Origin of the sequence: Gelidibacter japonicus, from assembly GCF_010725055.1 — a bacterium.
Classification (GTDB): Bacteria; Bacteroidota; Bacteroidia; order Flavobacteriales; family Flavobacteriaceae; genus Gelidibacter; species Gelidibacter japonicus.
Window position 1 is genome coordinate 46,820 of record NZ_BJKB01000005.1, and the last position, 18,855, is coordinate 65,674.

Annotated in this window: 11 protein-coding genes; 3 read left to right on the forward strand and 8 right to left on the reverse strand. The window is 40.1% G+C overall.

Annotated elements, in window-relative coordinates; all coding sequences use genetic code 11:
• Positions 1-37: 37 nt before the first annotated feature.
• Both G6N06_RS06810 and G6N06_RS06815 read right to left on the reverse strand, forming a co-directional pair.
• Positions 38-2,179 carry a 3-hydroxyacyl-CoA dehydrogenase NAD-binding domain-containing protein gene (locus tag G6N06_RS06810; protein WP_163515320.1) on the reverse strand — a complete coding sequence of 714 codons (2,142 nt, stop codon included), beginning with the start codon at positions 2,177-2,179 and terminating at the stop codon, positions 38-40.
• A gap of 18 nt (positions 2,180-2,197) precedes the next feature.
• A complete protein-coding gene (locus tag G6N06_RS06815) occupies positions 2,198-3,397 on the reverse strand; it encodes an acetyl-CoA C-acetyltransferase (protein ID WP_163515321.1) in 1,200 nt (399 codons plus the stop codon).
• Between the two features lie 184 nt (positions 3,398-3,581).
• Between G6N06_RS06815 and G6N06_RS06820 the strand changes: the two genes are divergently transcribed.
• Together G6N06_RS06820 and G6N06_RS06825 are read left to right on the forward strand one after the other, a co-directional pair.
• Entirely contained in the window at positions 3,582-4,244 is a 663-nt protein-coding gene (locus tag G6N06_RS06820; protein WP_163515322.1) for a transglutaminase-like domain-containing protein, read from the forward strand.
• Positions 4,245-4,406: 162 nt separating this feature from the next.
• The gene (locus G6N06_RS06825) at positions 4,407-4,976 is read left to right on the forward strand and encodes a TetR/AcrR family transcriptional regulator (RefSeq protein WP_163515323.1); all 570 of its coding nucleotides are present in this window, start codon (positions 4,407-4,409) and stop codon (positions 4,974-4,976) included.
• A gap of 153 nt (positions 4,977-5,129) precedes the next feature.
• On the opposite strand, the gene G6N06_RS06830 is transcribed toward G6N06_RS06825, so the two are convergent.
• From G6N06_RS06830 to G6N06_RS06850, 5 genes are all read right to left on the reverse strand, one after another.
• Complete coding sequence (locus G6N06_RS06830; protein ID WP_163515324.1) at positions 5,130-8,834, reverse strand: DEAD/DEAH box helicase; 3,705 nt, start codon at positions 8,832-8,834, stop codon at positions 5,130-5,132.
• A 153-nt stretch (positions 8,835-8,987) separates the two neighbouring features.
• On the reverse strand, positions 8,988-10,586 hold the full coding sequence (locus G6N06_RS06835) for a glycoside hydrolase family 10-like protein (protein ID WP_163515325.1): 1,599 nt from the start codon (positions 10,584-10,586) through the stop codon (positions 8,988-8,990).
• Between the two features lie 113 nt (positions 10,587-10,699).
• Complete coding sequence (locus tag G6N06_RS06840; protein ID WP_163515326.1) at positions 10,700-11,491, reverse strand: DUF4397 domain-containing protein; 792 nt, start codon at positions 11,489-11,491, stop codon at positions 10,700-10,702.
• A gap of 10 nt (positions 11,492-11,501) precedes the next feature.
• On the reverse strand, positions 11,502-13,118 hold the full coding sequence (locus tag G6N06_RS06845; RefSeq protein WP_163515327.1) for a SusD/RagB family nutrient-binding outer membrane lipoprotein: 1,617 nt from the start codon (positions 13,116-13,118) through the stop codon (positions 11,502-11,504).
• Between the two features lie 12 nt (positions 13,119-13,130).
• Complete coding sequence (locus tag G6N06_RS06850; RefSeq protein WP_163515328.1) at positions 13,131-16,226, reverse strand: SusC/RagA family TonB-linked outer membrane protein; 3,096 nt, start codon at positions 16,224-16,226, stop codon at positions 13,131-13,133.
• Positions 16,227-16,527: 301 nt separating this feature from the next.
• Between G6N06_RS06850 and G6N06_RS20010 the strand changes: the two genes are divergently transcribed.
• Complete coding sequence (locus G6N06_RS20010; protein ID WP_262890103.1) at positions 16,528-16,653, forward strand: hypothetical protein; 126 nt, start codon at positions 16,528-16,530, stop codon at positions 16,651-16,653.
• 151 nt (positions 16,654-16,804) lie between these two features.
• Here G6N06_RS20010 and G6N06_RS06855 read toward each other — a convergent pair whose 3' ends face one another.
• Positions 16,805-18,343: a beta-N-acetylhexosaminidase gene (locus tag G6N06_RS06855; RefSeq protein ID WP_163515329.1), complete on the reverse strand. Its 1,539-nt coding sequence runs from the start codon at positions 18,341-18,343 to the stop codon at positions 16,805-16,807.
• Positions 18,344-18,855: the final 512 nt, after the last annotated feature.

Sequence of the window (18,855 nt, forward strand, 5' to 3'; positions counted from 1 at the left end):
GATCGGATATGCAAACTTTTTTTTACGGACACTAATGTTAGTTTTTATAGAACATGCGATTGGTTCCTGCTTTTTCTATTCGCTGCAAAAGTGATTCTGGCAATTGGAAACGCTCTCCATACTTTTTAGCCAAAACAGCGGCATAGTCTTTAAACTTTTGTGCGCCTATATAATCGATATAAGACATGACGCCACCTGTGTGAATTGGGAATCCAAGCCCTAAGATAGAACCTATATCGGCATCTTTGGCTTCTTTTAACACGCCACTATCCAAACATTTGTACGCATCGATGACCATTGCAAACAATAAACGTCTTCCTATTTCTTCTTCGTCGTAGTCCTCTACAGTTGAATAAATGGTACTCCACTCTTTCCAGAGGTGTTTTTTTGCTCCTTTTGGATAATCGTAAAAGCCTTTGCCTTCCTTTTTACCAGGTCTCTTGTGGGTATGGACTATCGTCGAAATTATTTTTTCCAGTTCTTTTTCAAAATCCGTTAATGTAGGGTCTTCACTCATAATGTCCAGCATGAGTTTCAAATTCACCTCATCTGAAATTGCCAATGGCCCCACCGGCATGCCGATCTTCTTGGCTACATTTTCTATGACTGCTGGCGGAATGCCTTCCGTTAACATGGTGATGCCTTCATTTACAAATTTCCCAAAAACGCGAGAGGTGAAAAATCCGCGACCATCATTCACGATAATGGGTACTTTTCGTATTTTAATAACATAATCAATAGCCGCTGCCAAGGTTTCATCAGACGTTTTTTTACCAACGATAACCTCAACCAAAGGCATTCTATCTACCGGCGAAAAGAAATGTAGGCCTATAAATTTATCAGGTTTAGATGAAGCTTTAGCTAAGCTGGTAATTGGAATTGTTGAAGTATTACTCGCATAAACGACTTCCGGTCTTATAACCGCTTCCGTTTCCTTTGTGACCCGATTTTTTAAGTCTTCATTTTCAAAAACAGCTTCGATAATTAAATCACAATCTTTTAAATCGCCCACACTTTCCGAAGGGATAATATGATCCAAAATTACCGTTGCCTTTTCTTGAGTACTTCTTCCCTTCTCTATTTTTTGCTGTTCAATAGTTGCTGCATACCCTTTTCCTCTTTCAGCACCTTCTAAAGATACATCTTTTAAAATCACATCCAAGCCTGCTTTTGCCGACTCATAAGCAATTCCTGCACCCATCATTCCCGCACCTAAAACACCAATTTTTTTGAATTTTGCATGCTCAAAGCCTTTAGGCTTCGCTTTTCCTTTGGCTGCATCGCCTATAAAAATGAAAGAGGCTCTAATAATATTTTTGGTTTCTTTAGTAAATAAGGTATCCACAAAATAACGCGCTTCAACTTCTAAAGCATTGTCAATTCCCGTAGAACTCCCATGGTATAAGGCACTCAATACGTTTTTGATGTGCGGCATATTGCCATGGGTCGTTTTATAGGCCATGGCATTGGAGACGGAGTAAAACTCAGTATACCCAGATAGTTGTCCGATGCCATTTGGAGTGCCAGGAACTACAAATCGCTTGTCATCCCAAGGTTGTCTGACTTCAGGATTTTGCAAGATCCATGCTTTCGCCAAAGCATTGATATCGTCCTCTGGTTTACAGATTTGATTGACCAATTGATCTTTTAAAGCCTGATCGGCAGTTAGTTTTTTGGCCTGAGTAATATATTCTATCGCTTTTTGAGGTCCCAACATTCTCAAGAAACGCTGTGTTCCACCTGCACCTGGAAGCAATCCCACAGAGCACTCCACCAATCCAATTCTGTTGGCTGGATGATCCGTCATAATTCGATAATTACAAGCTAAGGCAATTTCCAATCCGCCACCTAAGGCCAATCCGTTTATTGCCGCTACAACTGGTTTAGAGGATAATTCCAATTGTCGAAGGGCATGGTGGGTCTTCATAAGCATTTCAAAGCAATCCTCTTTGGATTTGTCGTAATCTAAGAACCACTTCAAATCGCCTCCAGAAATAAAATCCCTTTTTGCTGAATTAATAACGATTCCTTTCACTGAATCATCTGCCGTAGCCATATCCACCGCTATTGAGAATTCCCCAAAAGTGGCTTCATTCATGATATTAACTGATGAGTTGGCGACATCCCAAGTAATAAAAGCGATTCCGTCCGTATCTATTGAATAGTTTATATGTTGCATGTTGTCATTTTTTAGAGATTATACACGTTCGATGATGGTGGCAATACCCATTCCTCCCCCTACGCAGAGCGTGGCTAAGGCGGTGCTTTTATCTTGCCGTTCCAATTCGTCCAAAGCCGTTCCAAGAATCATACAGCCTGTAGCCCCCAATGGATGGCCCATAGCTATGGCACCTCCGTTGACATTGACGATGGAGTGGTCTATCTTCATGTTGTCCATGAGGCGCAACGGCACGACGGCAAAAGCCTCATTGACTTCCCACAAATCGATATCTGAAGCCGTCATCCCTGCTTTGCGTAAGGCTTTTTTAGTGGCGGGGGTTGGTCCTTCCAACATGATCAAAGGTTCTGAACCAATGATACTTCCCATTCTGATTTTTGCTCTTGGGATCAAACCCAATTTTTCGCCAATTTCTTTGGTACCAATGAGCATCAATCCAGCGCCATCTACAAGGCCAGACGAATTTCCGGCATGATGGACGTGATTGATGCGTTCGATCTCGATATAAGTGTCCAAGGCCGTTTGATTGAATAATAGCTCGCCCATCATTTCAAAGGATGGATTCAATTTCCCTAAAGCCTCTAAGGTGGTGTTCGCACGAATATATTCATCTGTTGATAAGTGTTCCAATCCGTTGAGATCCCTGACCGGAATGATCGATTTATCAAATGCTTTCTTAGCCCACGCTGCGGCTGCCCTTTTTTGGGATTCTACAGCAAAGGCGTCCACATCGTTTCTTGAATAGCCGTATTTGGTGGCGATTAAATCGGCCGAAATCCCCTGGGGTACAAACTTCCCAAAAGCAGCATCCGGCTCCATGACCCAAGCCGAACCGTCGATGCCCATAGGAACTCTCGACATGGATTCTACACCACCTGCAATGATCAAATCTGACCATCCGGACCTTACACGGGCTGCGGCTTGATTGACCGCCTCCAATCCAGAAGCACAATATCTGTTGAGGGACACTGCCGCTAAATGATCGCCATAATTCGCCACTTGGGCCGCTACCTTAGCAATATTCCCACCTTGCTCCCCTGCTTGCGTGACACAGCCCATTACCAAATCTTCCACATAAGAAGTGTCCAAATTATTGCGCTCTTTTAATGCTGAAAGCAGTGTTGTTACCAATTGCACGGGACTAACTTGAGATAGGCGTCCCGTTTTTTTTCCGATGCCTCGAGGAGTTCTTACTGAATCAAAAATATATGCATCCATTATGTCAAATTGTTTAGAGTTACTAAGTGGTAACATGAGTAGAAAAAAAATGTGACCAAGTGGTTACAAACTTATACAAAAGAATTATATTTGTCAAATAAAACATCAGTAAATATTAAGATTGACTACAAATTTACAATATGCAACTCACTGCTAACCTATCGCTTAAATTAAGCTAAAACATATGGAACCGACTTATTTAGAAGAGAATAGTAATTTTGATTATTCCTCTGAGGGTATTCAGGATTTGGTTAAAACGATTGAGGACGGCGCATCGGATGCCTCTCCCCTTGATTTTGCCCTAAAAGCCTATCACTATATTCGAGATGCCTGGCCCTACAATCCCTATCGTTTCAGTTTAATTGAAAACGATTGGCGTGCGTCAAAAATCTGCACCCGTAAAACAGGCCATTGTTTGGATAAAGCTATTTTATTGATCAGTGTTTTACGTGCCAAAAACATCCCTGCGCGATTAGGGCTGGCGAAAGTTAAAAATCATATTGCCGTTGAAGACATTATTGAAAAATTCGGTAATGATGTTTTGGTGCCACACGGCTATGTTGAACTCTATTTAAACGGCAAGTGGGTGAAAGCAACTCCAGCGTTCAATAAATCCTTATGCGAAAAATTGAATGTCGTGCCCTTAGATTTCGATGGGACAACTGATTCTTTGTTTCAGGCTTATGACAGCTCTGGCACATCGGTATTCATGGAGTATATAGAAGATTATGGGGCCTTTGATCACGTCCCGTTAGCCTATATGTTCGATTTAATGAAAGACACCTATCCCCCATTACGGGAAAAAAATATAGACCTAGGAATGGTATTAAACCTCAATCAATTATAATACCAATTAAACATTCAAATGCCGCATAAAATTAGTTTCTTTTTAGCTCATTTGTCGTCATAAAAATGAACCGTAACTAAGGCTATGCTTAATTTTTCTTCCTAAAGTGAACTAAAAATAATTCAAATTTTTAATACGACATTTAAAAATCCAATTGGTATAATGAAAAAAGACAGAGCCGCTACCGAAGATAAAATATACGAAAGCTTTTTAAGCCTTTTAGAAGAAAAAGGACCTCAGGCCGTAGGCATTAATGCCATTGCCAAAAAAGCTGGGGTTTCTAAGGAACTCATCTATCGTTATTTTGGAGGTTTGCAAGGACTGCTCCTTCAACTGGCCAAAAAAGGTGATTTTTTCAGATCGATGTTAGCACTTCACGATAAGGATTTAGCAACGGTGGAGGATCTTAAGGAATTTGCGAAAGCAGGAACCCAAGAGCTGCGAGAAAATAAACTCACACAGGAAATCTTGCGTTGGCAATTGCTCGAAAACAACGAGGTGACGCGCGATTTGTTTAAGTACAGCAATAAAGAAATAGGTAAAATGTTCGCCATTTCTGATAAGGACAGTTCTCTTAACCACGCCTTTCAATTAATGATTGGCGGCTATGTGTATTTTACACTGCTGTCCAAGTTCAATAAAAAGTTTATTACCACCGATTTGACCTCTCAGGAGTCATGGGACAATTTTGATAAAGCGATTGAAAAGACGATTGATTTGTTTAACAAATAAACATCTCGATTTTTGATAAAAATTTGATAATCAATATATGATTATCAGTAAAAAACACCAATAATGGCAAAAACAAAAAACGAATCGCTCAAGTAAAGATTTTCACAACACCACTATGAAATTTTTTGTCATTTAACCAACCAATATAACCAGCTAACTAAAGAGGGCCTGGATTTCTTGGGCATCAAATGATTTCTTTCCTCGGTCAACCTGTATGACAGCGTCTGAAACACTTTTTTTACTTTTTTGAAGGTTGATAATTTTCTCTTCAATGGTATCCTTACAGATCATTTTATAAGCCATGACGTGCTTTGTCTGTCCTATCCGATACGACCGATCAATGGCTTGGTTCTCTACCGCAGGATTCCACCAAGGATCCACCAGAAACACATAATCGGCAGCTGTCAGATTGAGTCCTACGCCACCGGCTTTTAGACTTATTAAAAATACCCGTAAGGCATCGGTGTCCTGAAAATTGGAAACCTTATCCTCTCTTTTTTGGGTTTTTCCGTCCAAATATTCATAATCGATATTTTCATTGTCCAAACGGTCCTTAATAAGCTGAAGCATGGAGGTAAATTGTGAAAACACCAATACTTTGTGCTGGGTAGTCTTTGTTTTGATATGGTCGATCAAGACATCCAATTTTACCGATGATTTGCCATAATCTTCAGCATCGCTCAACAGTTCGGGCGAATTACAGATCTGACGTAATTTCGTTAAGCCTTCCAATACGTACATTTGAGATTTTGCAGCGCCATTTTCGTCAATTTTATTCAGTAAATAATCCCTGTATTTATCCTTAAAATAATTATAAACCTTGCGTTGTTCCGCTCCCATTTCGCAATAAATAATACTTTCTGTCTTCTCGGGAAGTTCGGTAGCGACTTGTTTTTTAGTGCGACGCAACAAAAACGGATGGATCATCTTACTTAGCAACTGGGAGGTTTCCTCACTTTTGACCTTGTCGATCGCATCGGCAAACTCGTTCTTAAAATGGCTCATGGCACCCAACAGTCCCGGGTTAAGGAAGTTCATCTGCGCGTACAGATCGAAGGTATTGTTTTCAATGGGCGTGCCGGTAAGCGCCAATCGGTTTTTGCTTTTTAACATCCTTACCGCTTTATACCGCTTGGAGTTGGGGTTTTTAATTGCCTGGCTTTCGTCCAAAACCGTATAACCAAAATTCAGATCGGTCAGGATTTCAATATCGTTTAAGATTGTACCATAAGTTGTTAAAACAATATCCGATTTTTTAAAATCCTTGCGCTTTTCTGATCGGTTGGCACCGGTATAGATCAGTGTTTTTAAGGAAGGGCAGAACTTTGACACCTCGTTTTCCCAATTAAAAATCAAAGAGGTCGGAGCCACTACCAAATGGGTGTCTTTTTCTTTCCTTACAAATTTCAAGTAGGCAAAAAAAGCAATGACCTGAATGGTTTTGCCCAGTCCCATATCGTCTGCCAAACAACCGCCCAATTTATTTTCGTGTAAAAATGCAAGCCAATTCAATCCTTCTTTTTGATAGGGACGGAGCGTGGCCTTTAATTGTTTTGGGAGGATGATATCGGCTAAGTTTTTTAAATTTTGGAGTTGTTTCTTCTTTCGTTGCAATTCCAATAGAAACGCTGGCGTTGATTCTATGGATTCATAAAGCTCATCAATAATATTGAACTGGTAGTTGGATATTTTAATTGCATTATTTCCAACCTCACCTACTTTAAAATAGTTCGTAAACTTCTGAAGCCATTCTTTGGGCAAAACCCCAAGAGTACCATCGCTCAATACCACATATTTGCTTTTGTTAATAATCGCTTTTTTGAGGTCTTTTAGGCTCACCTTCTCGTTGCCAAATTTTATTTCGAGTGCCAGGTCAAACCAATCGGTATTGGCGTTTACACTCATGGTCATCGTGGGCTTGTTCAAGTTGTACTTAAATGATTTTAATTGCTTGGCTCCAAAGATGGCAATGCCCATCTGTTCCATTTTCTGTGAGGCCTTTAACAGCCATTGGTCCTCAATCAGCTGATAAGGTGTGAGAAAAAACACGCCGTCCTGTTCCTGAAATTCGGGATGTAACTCTTTAAACTCCTCTATAAATTCATTTTCAAAAGTGTCATTGCGCATTTGGATGCGTTGTGTCTTTTCATCATAGAGCTGTTCTTTAGTATGCAGCAACACGAGCGTATCATTATATTGCACGCCCAGTTTGAATAGAATATATTCACCTTCATAATCCGATAGATAAACCTGGCGCTTCAATTGGTCGTCGGCAGTTTGATTTTTGGCGTGCTTATATACTTTTGAATTGATTTCAAAATGTTGCGACAGCGGTTTTAAAACTTCAGTATAAAGATGGTCAGAGTCCGTTTTTATAAAATTGATCTCATTTCTCATGTTCAACCTATTGATATACACATATTCATTAGGCGTTTTAAACCTGTAAACCGTATGTTCATGCAAACAAAAAAACGGGAATATCCTTATCTTGGAACTTGTTAATTTATAGCTTTTGTCGGCTATTGTAATTTTAGGTTTGAGGGTAAATACATCCTTGTTTTCGATCAAATCAAATGATAGGATGGCATAATCATCAGAAAAAGCCAAAGGCGATAAGTTTTTTTTGACCAAACTCTCCGATTCCTTTTTAATATAATACGGATAAGTGGATGTCTCATCCAAAAGTTCATTGAATTGTATAAAAGCATTCCGAAACGTGTCCAGCGAAAACTCATGAAAAAACGCGTCATGAACCTCCGAAAAACCCAATGCCTTTATAACCAGCAGATGATTCGATTCCGGTATGTTTTTTAATTGGGTCATAAAATAAAATGGATCGATCTGCTTATATGATGAAACAAACGTTGTGGAATGTTTTTTATACTTGGCTTTAAAGACCAAATAATTAAAATAATCAATGCCTGCGTTTTCGTAGATTTCAAAACAAAACCCAATCCCGTGCGTAAATTCAGTGATTTTCGCTTTTTTGGGAATGAGCAGTCCATCGGTCTCATTGGCGCTAAATTTGGGCAATAAATTTTCAGTGGCACTTTTGAGTGAGGGCACAAGGTTTTTTATTTTCTCAGTGATCTTCAGGCCTTGAATGTCGAACGAAAAATCAAAATACTTTTGGTAGTCATCGGTTAGCGTAAGCCCATAATCTTTTAAAAACAACGCTTTTTGGTTGTCGACATATCGTGGATTAAAAAAGTCTTGCCCAAAATGTTCCTCAATTCTGATTAATGCAGATAGGATATGGTCGCACCATTTTTTTTTGGATTCTTTACAGGAACAGGTTGCCGTTAAGGTGCTGGTCTCGCGATTGTATTTAAATTCCTGAAAGGATTTGGTCCAATCGCTATACTTCGTTTTTACAACATCGGTTTCTATGGCCGTGATGTCCACAAAATAGCCTCGGAAATTATGGAGATTATTTTTAATTCGTATCGAATCAATCAATCCTTTTGTGAGTTGATGGTTCAATAAAACAATCTGATTTACATGAGTTTCACGTGCAATGGCACCAGCTGGCTGGTCGTTCTTTCTCTCATCTGAGATGACATTGCCAAAAAGATCAGTGCTGGCAACCACTTTAAGGTCGCGATAGATTAAAAAATAAAGGGCAGCAACTTCATGTTTGCATAAACCGACATAGTCATAAGGGCAGCTACAAGAGGTACGCACCTTGGAATCCTTATAGGATACTTTTATAGTGTATGGTTCCCACCCTGAACCTTCATAGGAAAAAACATAAGAATGATCCCGCTCTGATGTAAGTTCTAAATCAATACTTTTAGCCCGACTACGGATGATCGCTGCAGAATTGTGCTGAATGTGTTTTTTAAATTCGGAAACCATTTTTCACCTGTTTTTTTCCAGTTTAAGAGGGACTAAAAATAGATAAAAAATAGATTTTCGCGAAGATATCCGGATTTAAATTGGCGATTGGCGGCAATTTCAAAACTGAATTAAAACTGCTTCACTTTCTATTGCATTGGAACAACTCTGACATTATTTCATGTTCAATTCAATTTCATTAAAACTGCTCTGGTTTCCAGTTCTACCTATCGCCGTAATCCCAATGGCCGACAAAGCCAGCTGATTTTCATTGGTGGTTCTATGCAATTGCAATTCCGTTGTCTTGTAAGTCCTGTCCAAAATCTTATATTCCCAATTTTGGCCATATTTATAGAAAACCACCCATTTAAAGACTTCTTCAGATCCTATTGGGTCCCAAGAGACAACCACTTTTTGTCCCTCAATTTTGGTGTGGACCTTTGGGGCATCGGGAAGCTTACTGTTGAGCCAAGGACTCGCAGGAACCAAGGCCTGTTTTTTGTAAGGCCCATTTAATATGCCTTGCGCAAGGTTGGGATAGGTGATCAACGGACTGATACTCCAATGGACGGTACCCAGACTTTCAGGAAGCATGCCCCTGGTGATCATAATCTGATTGATGGTTTCATCAACATTTTCAGGACCACCACCATGGTATAAGCTGATTCCTGGCCACAAATGCCGGTTTAAGGTGTTTTCACTTTTCCACCACCCCAACAACACTGGAAAACTTTGTGGAATTTGGTTGATTTTCCAATACAGTTGCGGTGTGAAATAATCGATCCATCCCCTATTTAGCCAAAGCTTGGCATCAGCATAGAGGGCATCATACTGATCCATACCGGCAATTGAACTTGGGTGGCCAGGTCTCCAAATCCCAAATGGGCTCAGACCAAATTTGACTTTAGGTTTTTCTGCTTTGATTTCGTTGTAGATCCGTTGCACAAAACTATTGACCGCATCTCTCCTCCAATCCGGTATTGACAGTGAGCCTCCTGTATTTAAATAGTTTTGATAGCTTATGGAGTCTGGAAAATCCTGTCCATCATTATAGGAGGTATATGGATAGAAATAGTCGTCAAAATGAACCCCATCAACATCATATCGTTTTACGATATCCATAACAACTGCTGCGGAGTGATCTTGGGTCGCTTTTTTGGAAGGATCCATCCACCACATTCCGTTTTTCAATGGCACCATAATTTCAGGGTGTGTTTTTACCAACGATTTTGGACTCAAATCACCTCCGGTTGTATGATGTGAACGATAAGGATTCAACCATACGTGCAGCTCCAAACCTCTGTCGTGCGCAGCTTCGATCCAGAAACTGAGTGGATCGTACCAAGGTTCTGGAGCTTTCCCTACTTCTCCCGAAAGAAAGTAAGACCAAGGCTCCAAGGAACTGTTGTATAAGGCATCTGCCTGGGGCCTTACTTGAAAAATTACGGCGTTATAATGGTGATCCTTTAAAAGATCGAGTAATTTCAGGGCTTCCTCCTGCTGTTCTTGGGTGGACAGTCCGGGTTTGCTGGGCCAATTGATGTTTGCGACCGTTGCAATCCAAGCCGCTCTAAATTCGCGCATCACTTCAGGGCTGTTCCTGAATTGTTGCCCCGTGACTGTCCTTTGGTCTTCCCCTACCTCGTTATTTGGTCCTTGTGGAAATTCCACGCCAGTTTTCGAAGTAGAAGTTGAAGGTTTTATAGGTTTACAAGAATTTAGCACGATACCACAAAGCAGCATCAAAACAATAGATTGAATGTGTGTTGACATAAGAAAGTAAGATTAGAATGGATTGAAAGTTCACATTTTAGTCTTATCCTATTTAACAAAGAAAGAGCCACATTTGGGTGTCTCTTTCTCAGTTTAAGGATTTAAAATAAGGCTTAGCGCTCTCTCCAATAATCAATATTTTTTGAACTTGGTGTAGGAGCATAGGTTCCTCTAATTTGTGTAGAATATACTCTACCCAAACTTCCAAGGGTAATGGTGTTTTGAATATAAGGTGTCGATGTTTCCACATCATAATCAGTCCCCGATTCAAAAATCCTGTAGTTATATTTTCCAGGCTTTAATTCTTTATAGTCTCCTGCTTGTTTAAAAGCTAGGCCTGTACCCAGAGTGACGATCTCAACAGGTTCAGCAGGCGTATTCTCTGTGGCTGGAACCGCAGCTCTAACCGCATAAGCATCCACTGCAAACGGCATGTTGGCCATGGAATTGACAAATCTCCAATAGATCTTTTCATAATTAGCTTCTGGAAGATCATCTTCGATAGTAAAGATCTCATAGTTCTCTTCTGTACCGCCAAGATACACTGAATAATGTGAATCAGCGGCAAAGGTCAGGGAATTGGCAGCCACCGTATTTCCTTCCAAATCTCGCACCGACACATTAAAAGTGCCCGATGGGATCAAGGCATAGGCGTTGGATGGAAAAACAGATCCGTAGGCATTTCCCTTGACTTCATCAGATGTGGATGAGGCTACTGAACTCACCTTTTTTTCATCAAAATAGAAATTGACTTCTGGAGCATTTTGTACATGAAAAAAGAATTTGCCATAGGTTCCTCCATCAGGGACATTCTCTGTAACTTCAGGAATTGCATTTTCATCGCACGCATTAAAAACGAGACTTACTGCGAATAATAGTAGTATAGTATTGAATGACTTTCTCATAATTTTATAGTTATTCAGGTTTGCTAAACCAAGTTTCATAAGTGTGATAATCTTCTTCATAGGCACCAATAACCTCTAATGCTGCTTTGTTCCACATGTATTCTGAGTTATACCTTGGTCTGGCACGATAGGCCGGTTTACCATTATTGGTAATATACAATGGATCTGGAAGTTCGAAGCCCTTATAGACAGGATCGGCAGCATCAACGTCATAATGATAACGTCTCATGTCAGACCAAGTTTCGAAAAAGCCCCATCCCCACGTGGCGATATATTTTTGAAGCATAATCTTGGATAAGGTCAAATCTTCAGTAGCCACTGGAAACAATTCGGAACTGGACAAATAAACTGCTTTTCTTTCTTCAAAAGTTGCAGGATCCGGCGCATATTGTTTGGCAAACTCCATGTGCGATTTTACGCCCTCTTGGTAGGCAGTAAGCGCCACATCTTTTTTATTGGAGATAAATGCAGCTTCTGCCTTGATAAATTGTAATTGCGCATAGGTCATCAATGGAAATCTCTCTGAATTATTAAAGAAATAAATCTGAGGTGACGGCGATGAGCCTTTATAGCCCACCTCGTTCCAGAAATTCTTAGGCACTTGGCTTGCCTCTGCAGAAGACCATTCGTTGATTCCTAATTCGGGAGAAACGCCGCGGTACTGTCCATCTGGAGATGGTGCCATCATAGCGGTAATACGCGGATCTTTAAGATGTTCGGCAGAATTTTCAGGCAATGGGTCAGCACCAATGAGGCTTGGATCTGTAAGTTCTGGATTGGTGCCATCAAGAAGTCCTATCATAAATTTCGTCTGACGGTAATATCCGATATTATCTCTCAGAGGACCAAAAAAGTTGGTATCAGAACTTATCGTGCCATCAAAACCGATGCTGGCATCATCTTGGTTTCCGGCCAATGACTTATCAACATAGGCAATCACTTGATCGGCGTTATAAGAACTCTTGTTGGTTAGCCTCTGGGCATTCATGGCAAGCAGGCCATAGGCAAATTTTATCCATTTGTCACGGTCGCCATTATAGATAAGATCAGCTTCACGTAAGCCAGAATCGGTAGGGCTCAATCCGTCCGTTCTTTCCAAATTTTCTATTCCCAAGAGCAACAGTCTTTTAATCTCTTCATAAACCACAGATTGTTCATCATAATTAAAAACGCGCTGACTGGAATTAAAGGCTTCTGTTACAATAACAGGCCCGTGATAGTCGGTCAACATCTGCCACCCGTAAGCTCTCATGATATGCCCTACTCCGACAAAATCATACTTTTTATTGAGCTCCCCGCTTTCGATCATATCGGAGAGATTGTATCCCATACTCCAATAAACCGCTCTCCAGAGTTGCGCATAAGAGTCGGACAACGGATTGTTATGGAGGTTGAGCGAATAGCCTGCTCCAGAGGTATGGGCCCAGTTTTGAGTGTAAAACCCTGTGAAACGTCCGTCCCATTGTACGGCTACTGCCATCTCAGATTGTATCTGTGGCAGGAAAAGTTCAGGTTGCAAAAGTGCATCCGGTCCATTGGGATTGGTATTGACGTCTAAATAATCAGAACAACCTGAAAAGGCCAATGTACCGGTAATTATTAAAAATGTATATAGTATTTTTTTCATCGCTTTTTTTATTTAAAATCCAACTTTTAATCCAAAATTCAATCCTCTTGGAAGCGGAAAGTTTCCGTAATCCAATCCTGCTCCTCCAGCACCACCTACAGCAGCAGAGTTTCCATTAGCCACAGGATCTAAACCAGAATAATTTGTAAATAAGAACAAATCAGTCCCTGTGATAAATAAACTGGCGCTTCTTAAGAACTTAGTTCTATCCAAAAAGCTTGATGGCAAATTATAACCTAAGGTAACATCTCTTAAACGCACCCAATTGATATCCTTTTCAATAAAACTTTGATGTGGATAGATTGAACTCCAATAGGTTGAGTTGCGGTACAGATCAATTGGAATATTGTTCTCGGTAGGATTGGCGGAATTTTCGTTCCCGTCTTTTAGCACCCCTGTTACAATTCGTGGCACTTCCCTATCCAAGGTTCTTTTACTTAATCCTCTTGTGGTTAAATAATGTTCCGTAGCATTATAGACATCGCCGCCAACTCTGAAATCCAACAGGAAGTTCAAGGAGAAGTTCTTATATCTGAAGGTATTGGTGAGACCCATGGTGAATTTAGGGTTTCGATCTCCAACGATGATCCATTCGCTCGTGTTCAATATTGGTAATCCGTTGGAAGGATTGATCAACACCTCGCCTTGGTCATTGCGCTGATAATCGTATCCGGTGAATGTAGTCAAAGGACCACCCACTCTCGATCCCACACGTACGTTTCCGTATAGCCAGGTATCCGAATTATAAAATTCTTGAACATCGCCAGGAAGTTTTACAAGCTCACTCTTGTTTTGAGTATAGTTGGCCAAAATATCCCAACTAAAGTTGTCGGTTCTTACAGGTGTGGCATTCAATTGGAATTCAATACCTTCGTTTTGGATCTCTCCGGCGTTAAATGTCATAAGAACGAAACCTGTAGCGTAGCTGAGCCTTAGGTTCTGGACAATTTGATCTACAGATTTTTTATTAAAATAGGTAACATCAAACCCTAACCTGTTCTTAAATAATTTTAGCTCAATACCATACTCATAAGAGGTGGTCATTTCAGGTCGTAAATCCAAACTTGGTCCGGTAAATCCATATCTGAATCCGCCTCCCGTAGTCAAAGCATTTGTATAAAATGGTCGTATGTTATACGGATTAGCATCCTTTCCTACCTGAGCGATAGAAGCTCTCAGTTTACCATAAGACAGCACATCCTTGATGCCTTTTAAAGGCTCCAATTCCGTAAAGACAAAACTCAAACCTGCGGATGGATAAAAGAAGGAATTGTTCTTTTTGGGCAAGGTAGAACTCCAGTCATTTCTGGCGGTTAAACTTAGAAAGAGCATATTGTCATAATTGGCATTGAAGGTAGCAAAAGCACCCACCAAGCGACGCTCAGTCAAATTATTGAATGCTCTATGGGTCTTTAAATCGGTATTGTTTATGGACCATAAATCAGGCGCTTGAAAGTTTTCACCCCCGGCTGCAGCGCTGAACGTATTGTAATCATACACCGCACTACCTATTTTGATATCCGTAGTAATCTTATCGTTTAACAATTTTGGTGGCGTAATTTGCGTATAATATTGAAACGTCAGATTTCTTGTAGTTACCAAGGCCTGATCAAATATACCGTTACGACTTTTTCCGGTGTTTGATTCCGGGTGCCTTACAATTGTGCTTTTGGTAGTGAAATAGTCAATTCCTACCTGTCCCACGAACTTCAACCAATTTAATGGCGTCACCGTGACTGATGTGTTTAATTTATAACGATCAGTCAGGGAGTTGAGAATGTTCTTATTGACATTGAAGAATGGATTTTCAACCGCATTGGCATATTCCGCGTAATCCCGTCTTTTGCCGGACGGTGTCAAATAATTACTGGCATCATCTGTAGATGGCCATAATAACAAATGTAACAACGGACCACCAGTACCTCTAAAAGTTTGATCATTATCTGATCGGGTATAATCAAAGGTCACATCGGCAGATAGAAATCGGTTGAATTCTGCAGTGAGCGCAGATGTCAAATTCAACTTCTCCAAGCTTGTGTTGGGAATAAAACCTTCTGAACTTGTATTGGATGCAGATACACGGTATTGGGTTTTCTCACTCCCTCCAGAAACCGAAATATTATGTTTTTGACTGTAGGCATCACGAAAGAAACTCTTCACGTTGTCATAAAATTGTGTTCCTGCCGGATAAGGCTGTCCAAAATAATACAGTTCCTCGTTGCCTTCCTCAGTATATCCGTTGGCACCTCTATCATAAACTTGCTGAATTTCCGGATATTCCACAATCCGATCTACTCTCATACTTGTGCTGTAATCGATTCGCGGCGTACCAGCCTGTCCTCTTTTAGTAGTAATCACAATTGCTCCTGAGGCCGCTTCTATTCCATATAAAGCTGCTGCTTCCGGACCTTTCAAAATGGTTACCGAGGCAATATCTTCAGGATTGATGTCAGCACCCCTATTGGTAAAATCGATACCTCTATTCTCAAATGAGGTTGCCGTATTAAGAGAGGAAGCAAAAACTGAAGTGGCGGTGGTATTGTTACTGATAGGAAGACCATCCACTACAAATAAGGGCTGATTGTTTCCACTCAACGAACTGATCCCCCTAATGACAATGGATGAAGAAGATCCGGGAAGTCCCGAAGTACTGTTGACTTCAACTCCAGCCACCCTACCGGCTAAACCATTGATAAAGTTTTCACGTTGTGTTTCTGCCAAGGTAGAACCTTTGATTTCAGTCACGGCATATCCAAGGGCCTTTTTCTCTTGTTTGATCCCTAATGCAGTGACCACCACTTCATCAAGGCCTTCCAAGTCTTCCTTTAACGTGACATCAAACCGGGTACGGGTCCCGATGGTTATTTCCTGGGTGTCAAAACCAATGGATGAAATCACCAATACTGCATCATTATTATCTGGCGCAGCAAAAGTAAAATTCCCGTCCATATTGCTCACGGTGCCCTTACTCGTGTTCTTGATATACACTGAAGCCCCTGAAACCGGCAAACCTTTCTCGTCAATGACCTTTCCGGTCAAGATCCGCTCTTGGGCAAAAGCTTGAAATCCCATAAAGCAGAGTAAAATTAAAAGTAATCGTTTTTCCATAATGTGAACCCCTTTAATAAATTGTTATTAGTTGATATTGAAATATTCAAATTGCACGGCACTATTTGACTAAGCAATTTTAGACAATCAATATTAAGGATTTTTTTCTTAAAAAATGTTAAAATTGCAGATTTTTTACGAAAAAAACCAAAAATATGCACATTTTATGAGGCTTATTTCGACATTTATGCCATATTTATACCTCAAACACGCATTTTTAGAAATTTGATAAAAGATAGATATGGCAGTGATTAGCGTTTTTTTCATTAATAATATAAGCCTCGGCCCATAAAACCCATTTATGAAATCAACCCTAAGGAAAGATTGCCGTTTGTTTACAACAGACATCACAAAAGATTTGGATGAAGGGTTTTCCTCCATCTTCATGCAATCAAAATCTTATCAGAATATGATGATGGACTATTAACAGAGAAAGAAAGATCGGTCAGGATCAATAATAGATCTTAAACATGAGCGACGTCGTGTTATACTTATCTAATCTGTGCCGCTAATTCTTATATCAGATGTTAAGATATATAGATTGAGAGATCAAATGAATGCTCACAAATGCACACTTATTATGGATTAAGTTCTGGTGCAGGATAAAAGTCTATTTCCAGAGCTTCCAGTCTCGATTTATGCAGGCTTAAACGTTTGGAAAACTCTTTAAAATCATCGTGGGACGACGACCAGCCAATTTCCGCAACCGCCATCAATCGAGGCCAAAGTCGGTTGTCCAACATGGCATCCGAAACTACCAACTCTGTCCATACGGGTGCCTCCAGTCCAATGATTTCGTCGGCCTTATCGTTGAAATTATAAACATCTTCCAATGACACACCAGATTTTTGACACCAGTTGTTGGTTTTTTCCTGTCCGGTTACATTGGCATGGTCAAAGTAAAAACTCGTGCAAATGGACTCAATAACTTTTGATTTTTTTAAGGGTGTAGTTTTGCCGTTCCACCTCTGAACTATCAACTCCTGGCTTACATCAGCTTTAGAAACTTCCTCCCAACCTATCGGGATCTTCCCAAAACTTCTTACCATGGAATCCGCTTTTACCACAAACGTTTCATAGAGGTCATCATTGATTTCATCGCCACCGATATGCAGCCAAGGACCAACAGTCATTGCCGACACTTCTCTTAAAACCTCGGCTACAAAGTTATAAGTCTCAGGATCGGTGAGGCATAATTTACTCCATCCCACTTTGTAGCCATCAAATAATTCTGGTGGTGTGGCCATTTTCGGATTAAGATTACTCAAATCATCGCAGTTAAGCTCTGGATAAGCCACTAAGGCCGCATAAATATGTCCTGGCAGATCAATTTCCGGAATGATGACCACATGCCGTTCTGTCGCATAATCTTGCAGTTCCTTATAGTCTTCTATGGATAAAAATCCAGATTTTCCGTTTTTAACGGCACTCTTACCCGCAATTTCTGTAAGAAGTGGTTTGCTTTTTAATTCAATACGCCAACCTTGATCATCCGTTAAATGTAGATGTAAACGATTCATCTTATAGAGCGCCATTCTGTCAATATGCCGTTTTAAATATTCCACACCAAAAAAACTACGGGCTAGATCAATCATATTACCTCGCCAGCTGTACTTTGGAAAATCTTCCACATGGAGGTGAGGCAGTGTCAGAGGCTTCGAATCCATTGACCTGCTTTTCAAATCTGCTGGCAAAACCTGCGTCAAGCTCTGTATGGCATAAAATAATCCAACCTCTCCCGCTGCCTTAATCGTTATACCTCGTTTATCGATATCCAAAAAATACCCCTCCTCACCCAACTGGCCATTCAAATCAGCGTCTTGGATCAATTTAAAGTTTCCTCGTTTGGAATTGGCCCGTATAGTGCTTTGTAGGTTGGCATCCTGAAGTAATTCACTAAGCCATTGTGCTGCTATTTCTGAAGATCCTGAAAAAGAGATGGTGTTTTGTTGAGGTAATTGATATACACCATTGTGGTGCGTCAATACTTGTGGTTTTGGAATAATAGCTACAGTTTCACCATTTACAGACGTTTCAACAGGGCTTTTTGTAGAGGAACATCCTAAAATTAAAATTCCAAAAATCAAAACGTTTAGAGTTTGAAAATATCGTACCATAGAGCTGCGAATTAAGAATTATTTGTGAAAATCAATTTAGTACTCCGAGAGTCCTTGTTTTGGTAGTTTAAAATATCAAATAGGGCTAAATCTATTGATTATATACCAAGTGATTATTTATCTTAAATTAACATCATTTCTTATTGTTGATAATACGGGAGTAATTTAGTAGGATTTTACGACAATTTATGATTTTGTTGCTAATTATTTTGTTTCTAAGAATTAGAAGTTTATTTCAATTGGCTTAAAAGTAGTATCAACTAGCATCATTTTATGGAGCTTAAGCTAAGGTTGCCTCAGATTTTATCTCAATGTTGTTTTGACTCTAAAATAATCTTCAGAGTCGTAAAACAACATTTGACACCGTGATTAAAAGGACAACCGATTTATGTCATAAATAAGTGTCTCTATGGTCGATGAGCTTTCGATAATTACGACATGAATGTTGGTGGAATACACCAACAACGGCCGAATTGCTCAAGATGCATCCTTTTCTTGTTATAAAACTTAAA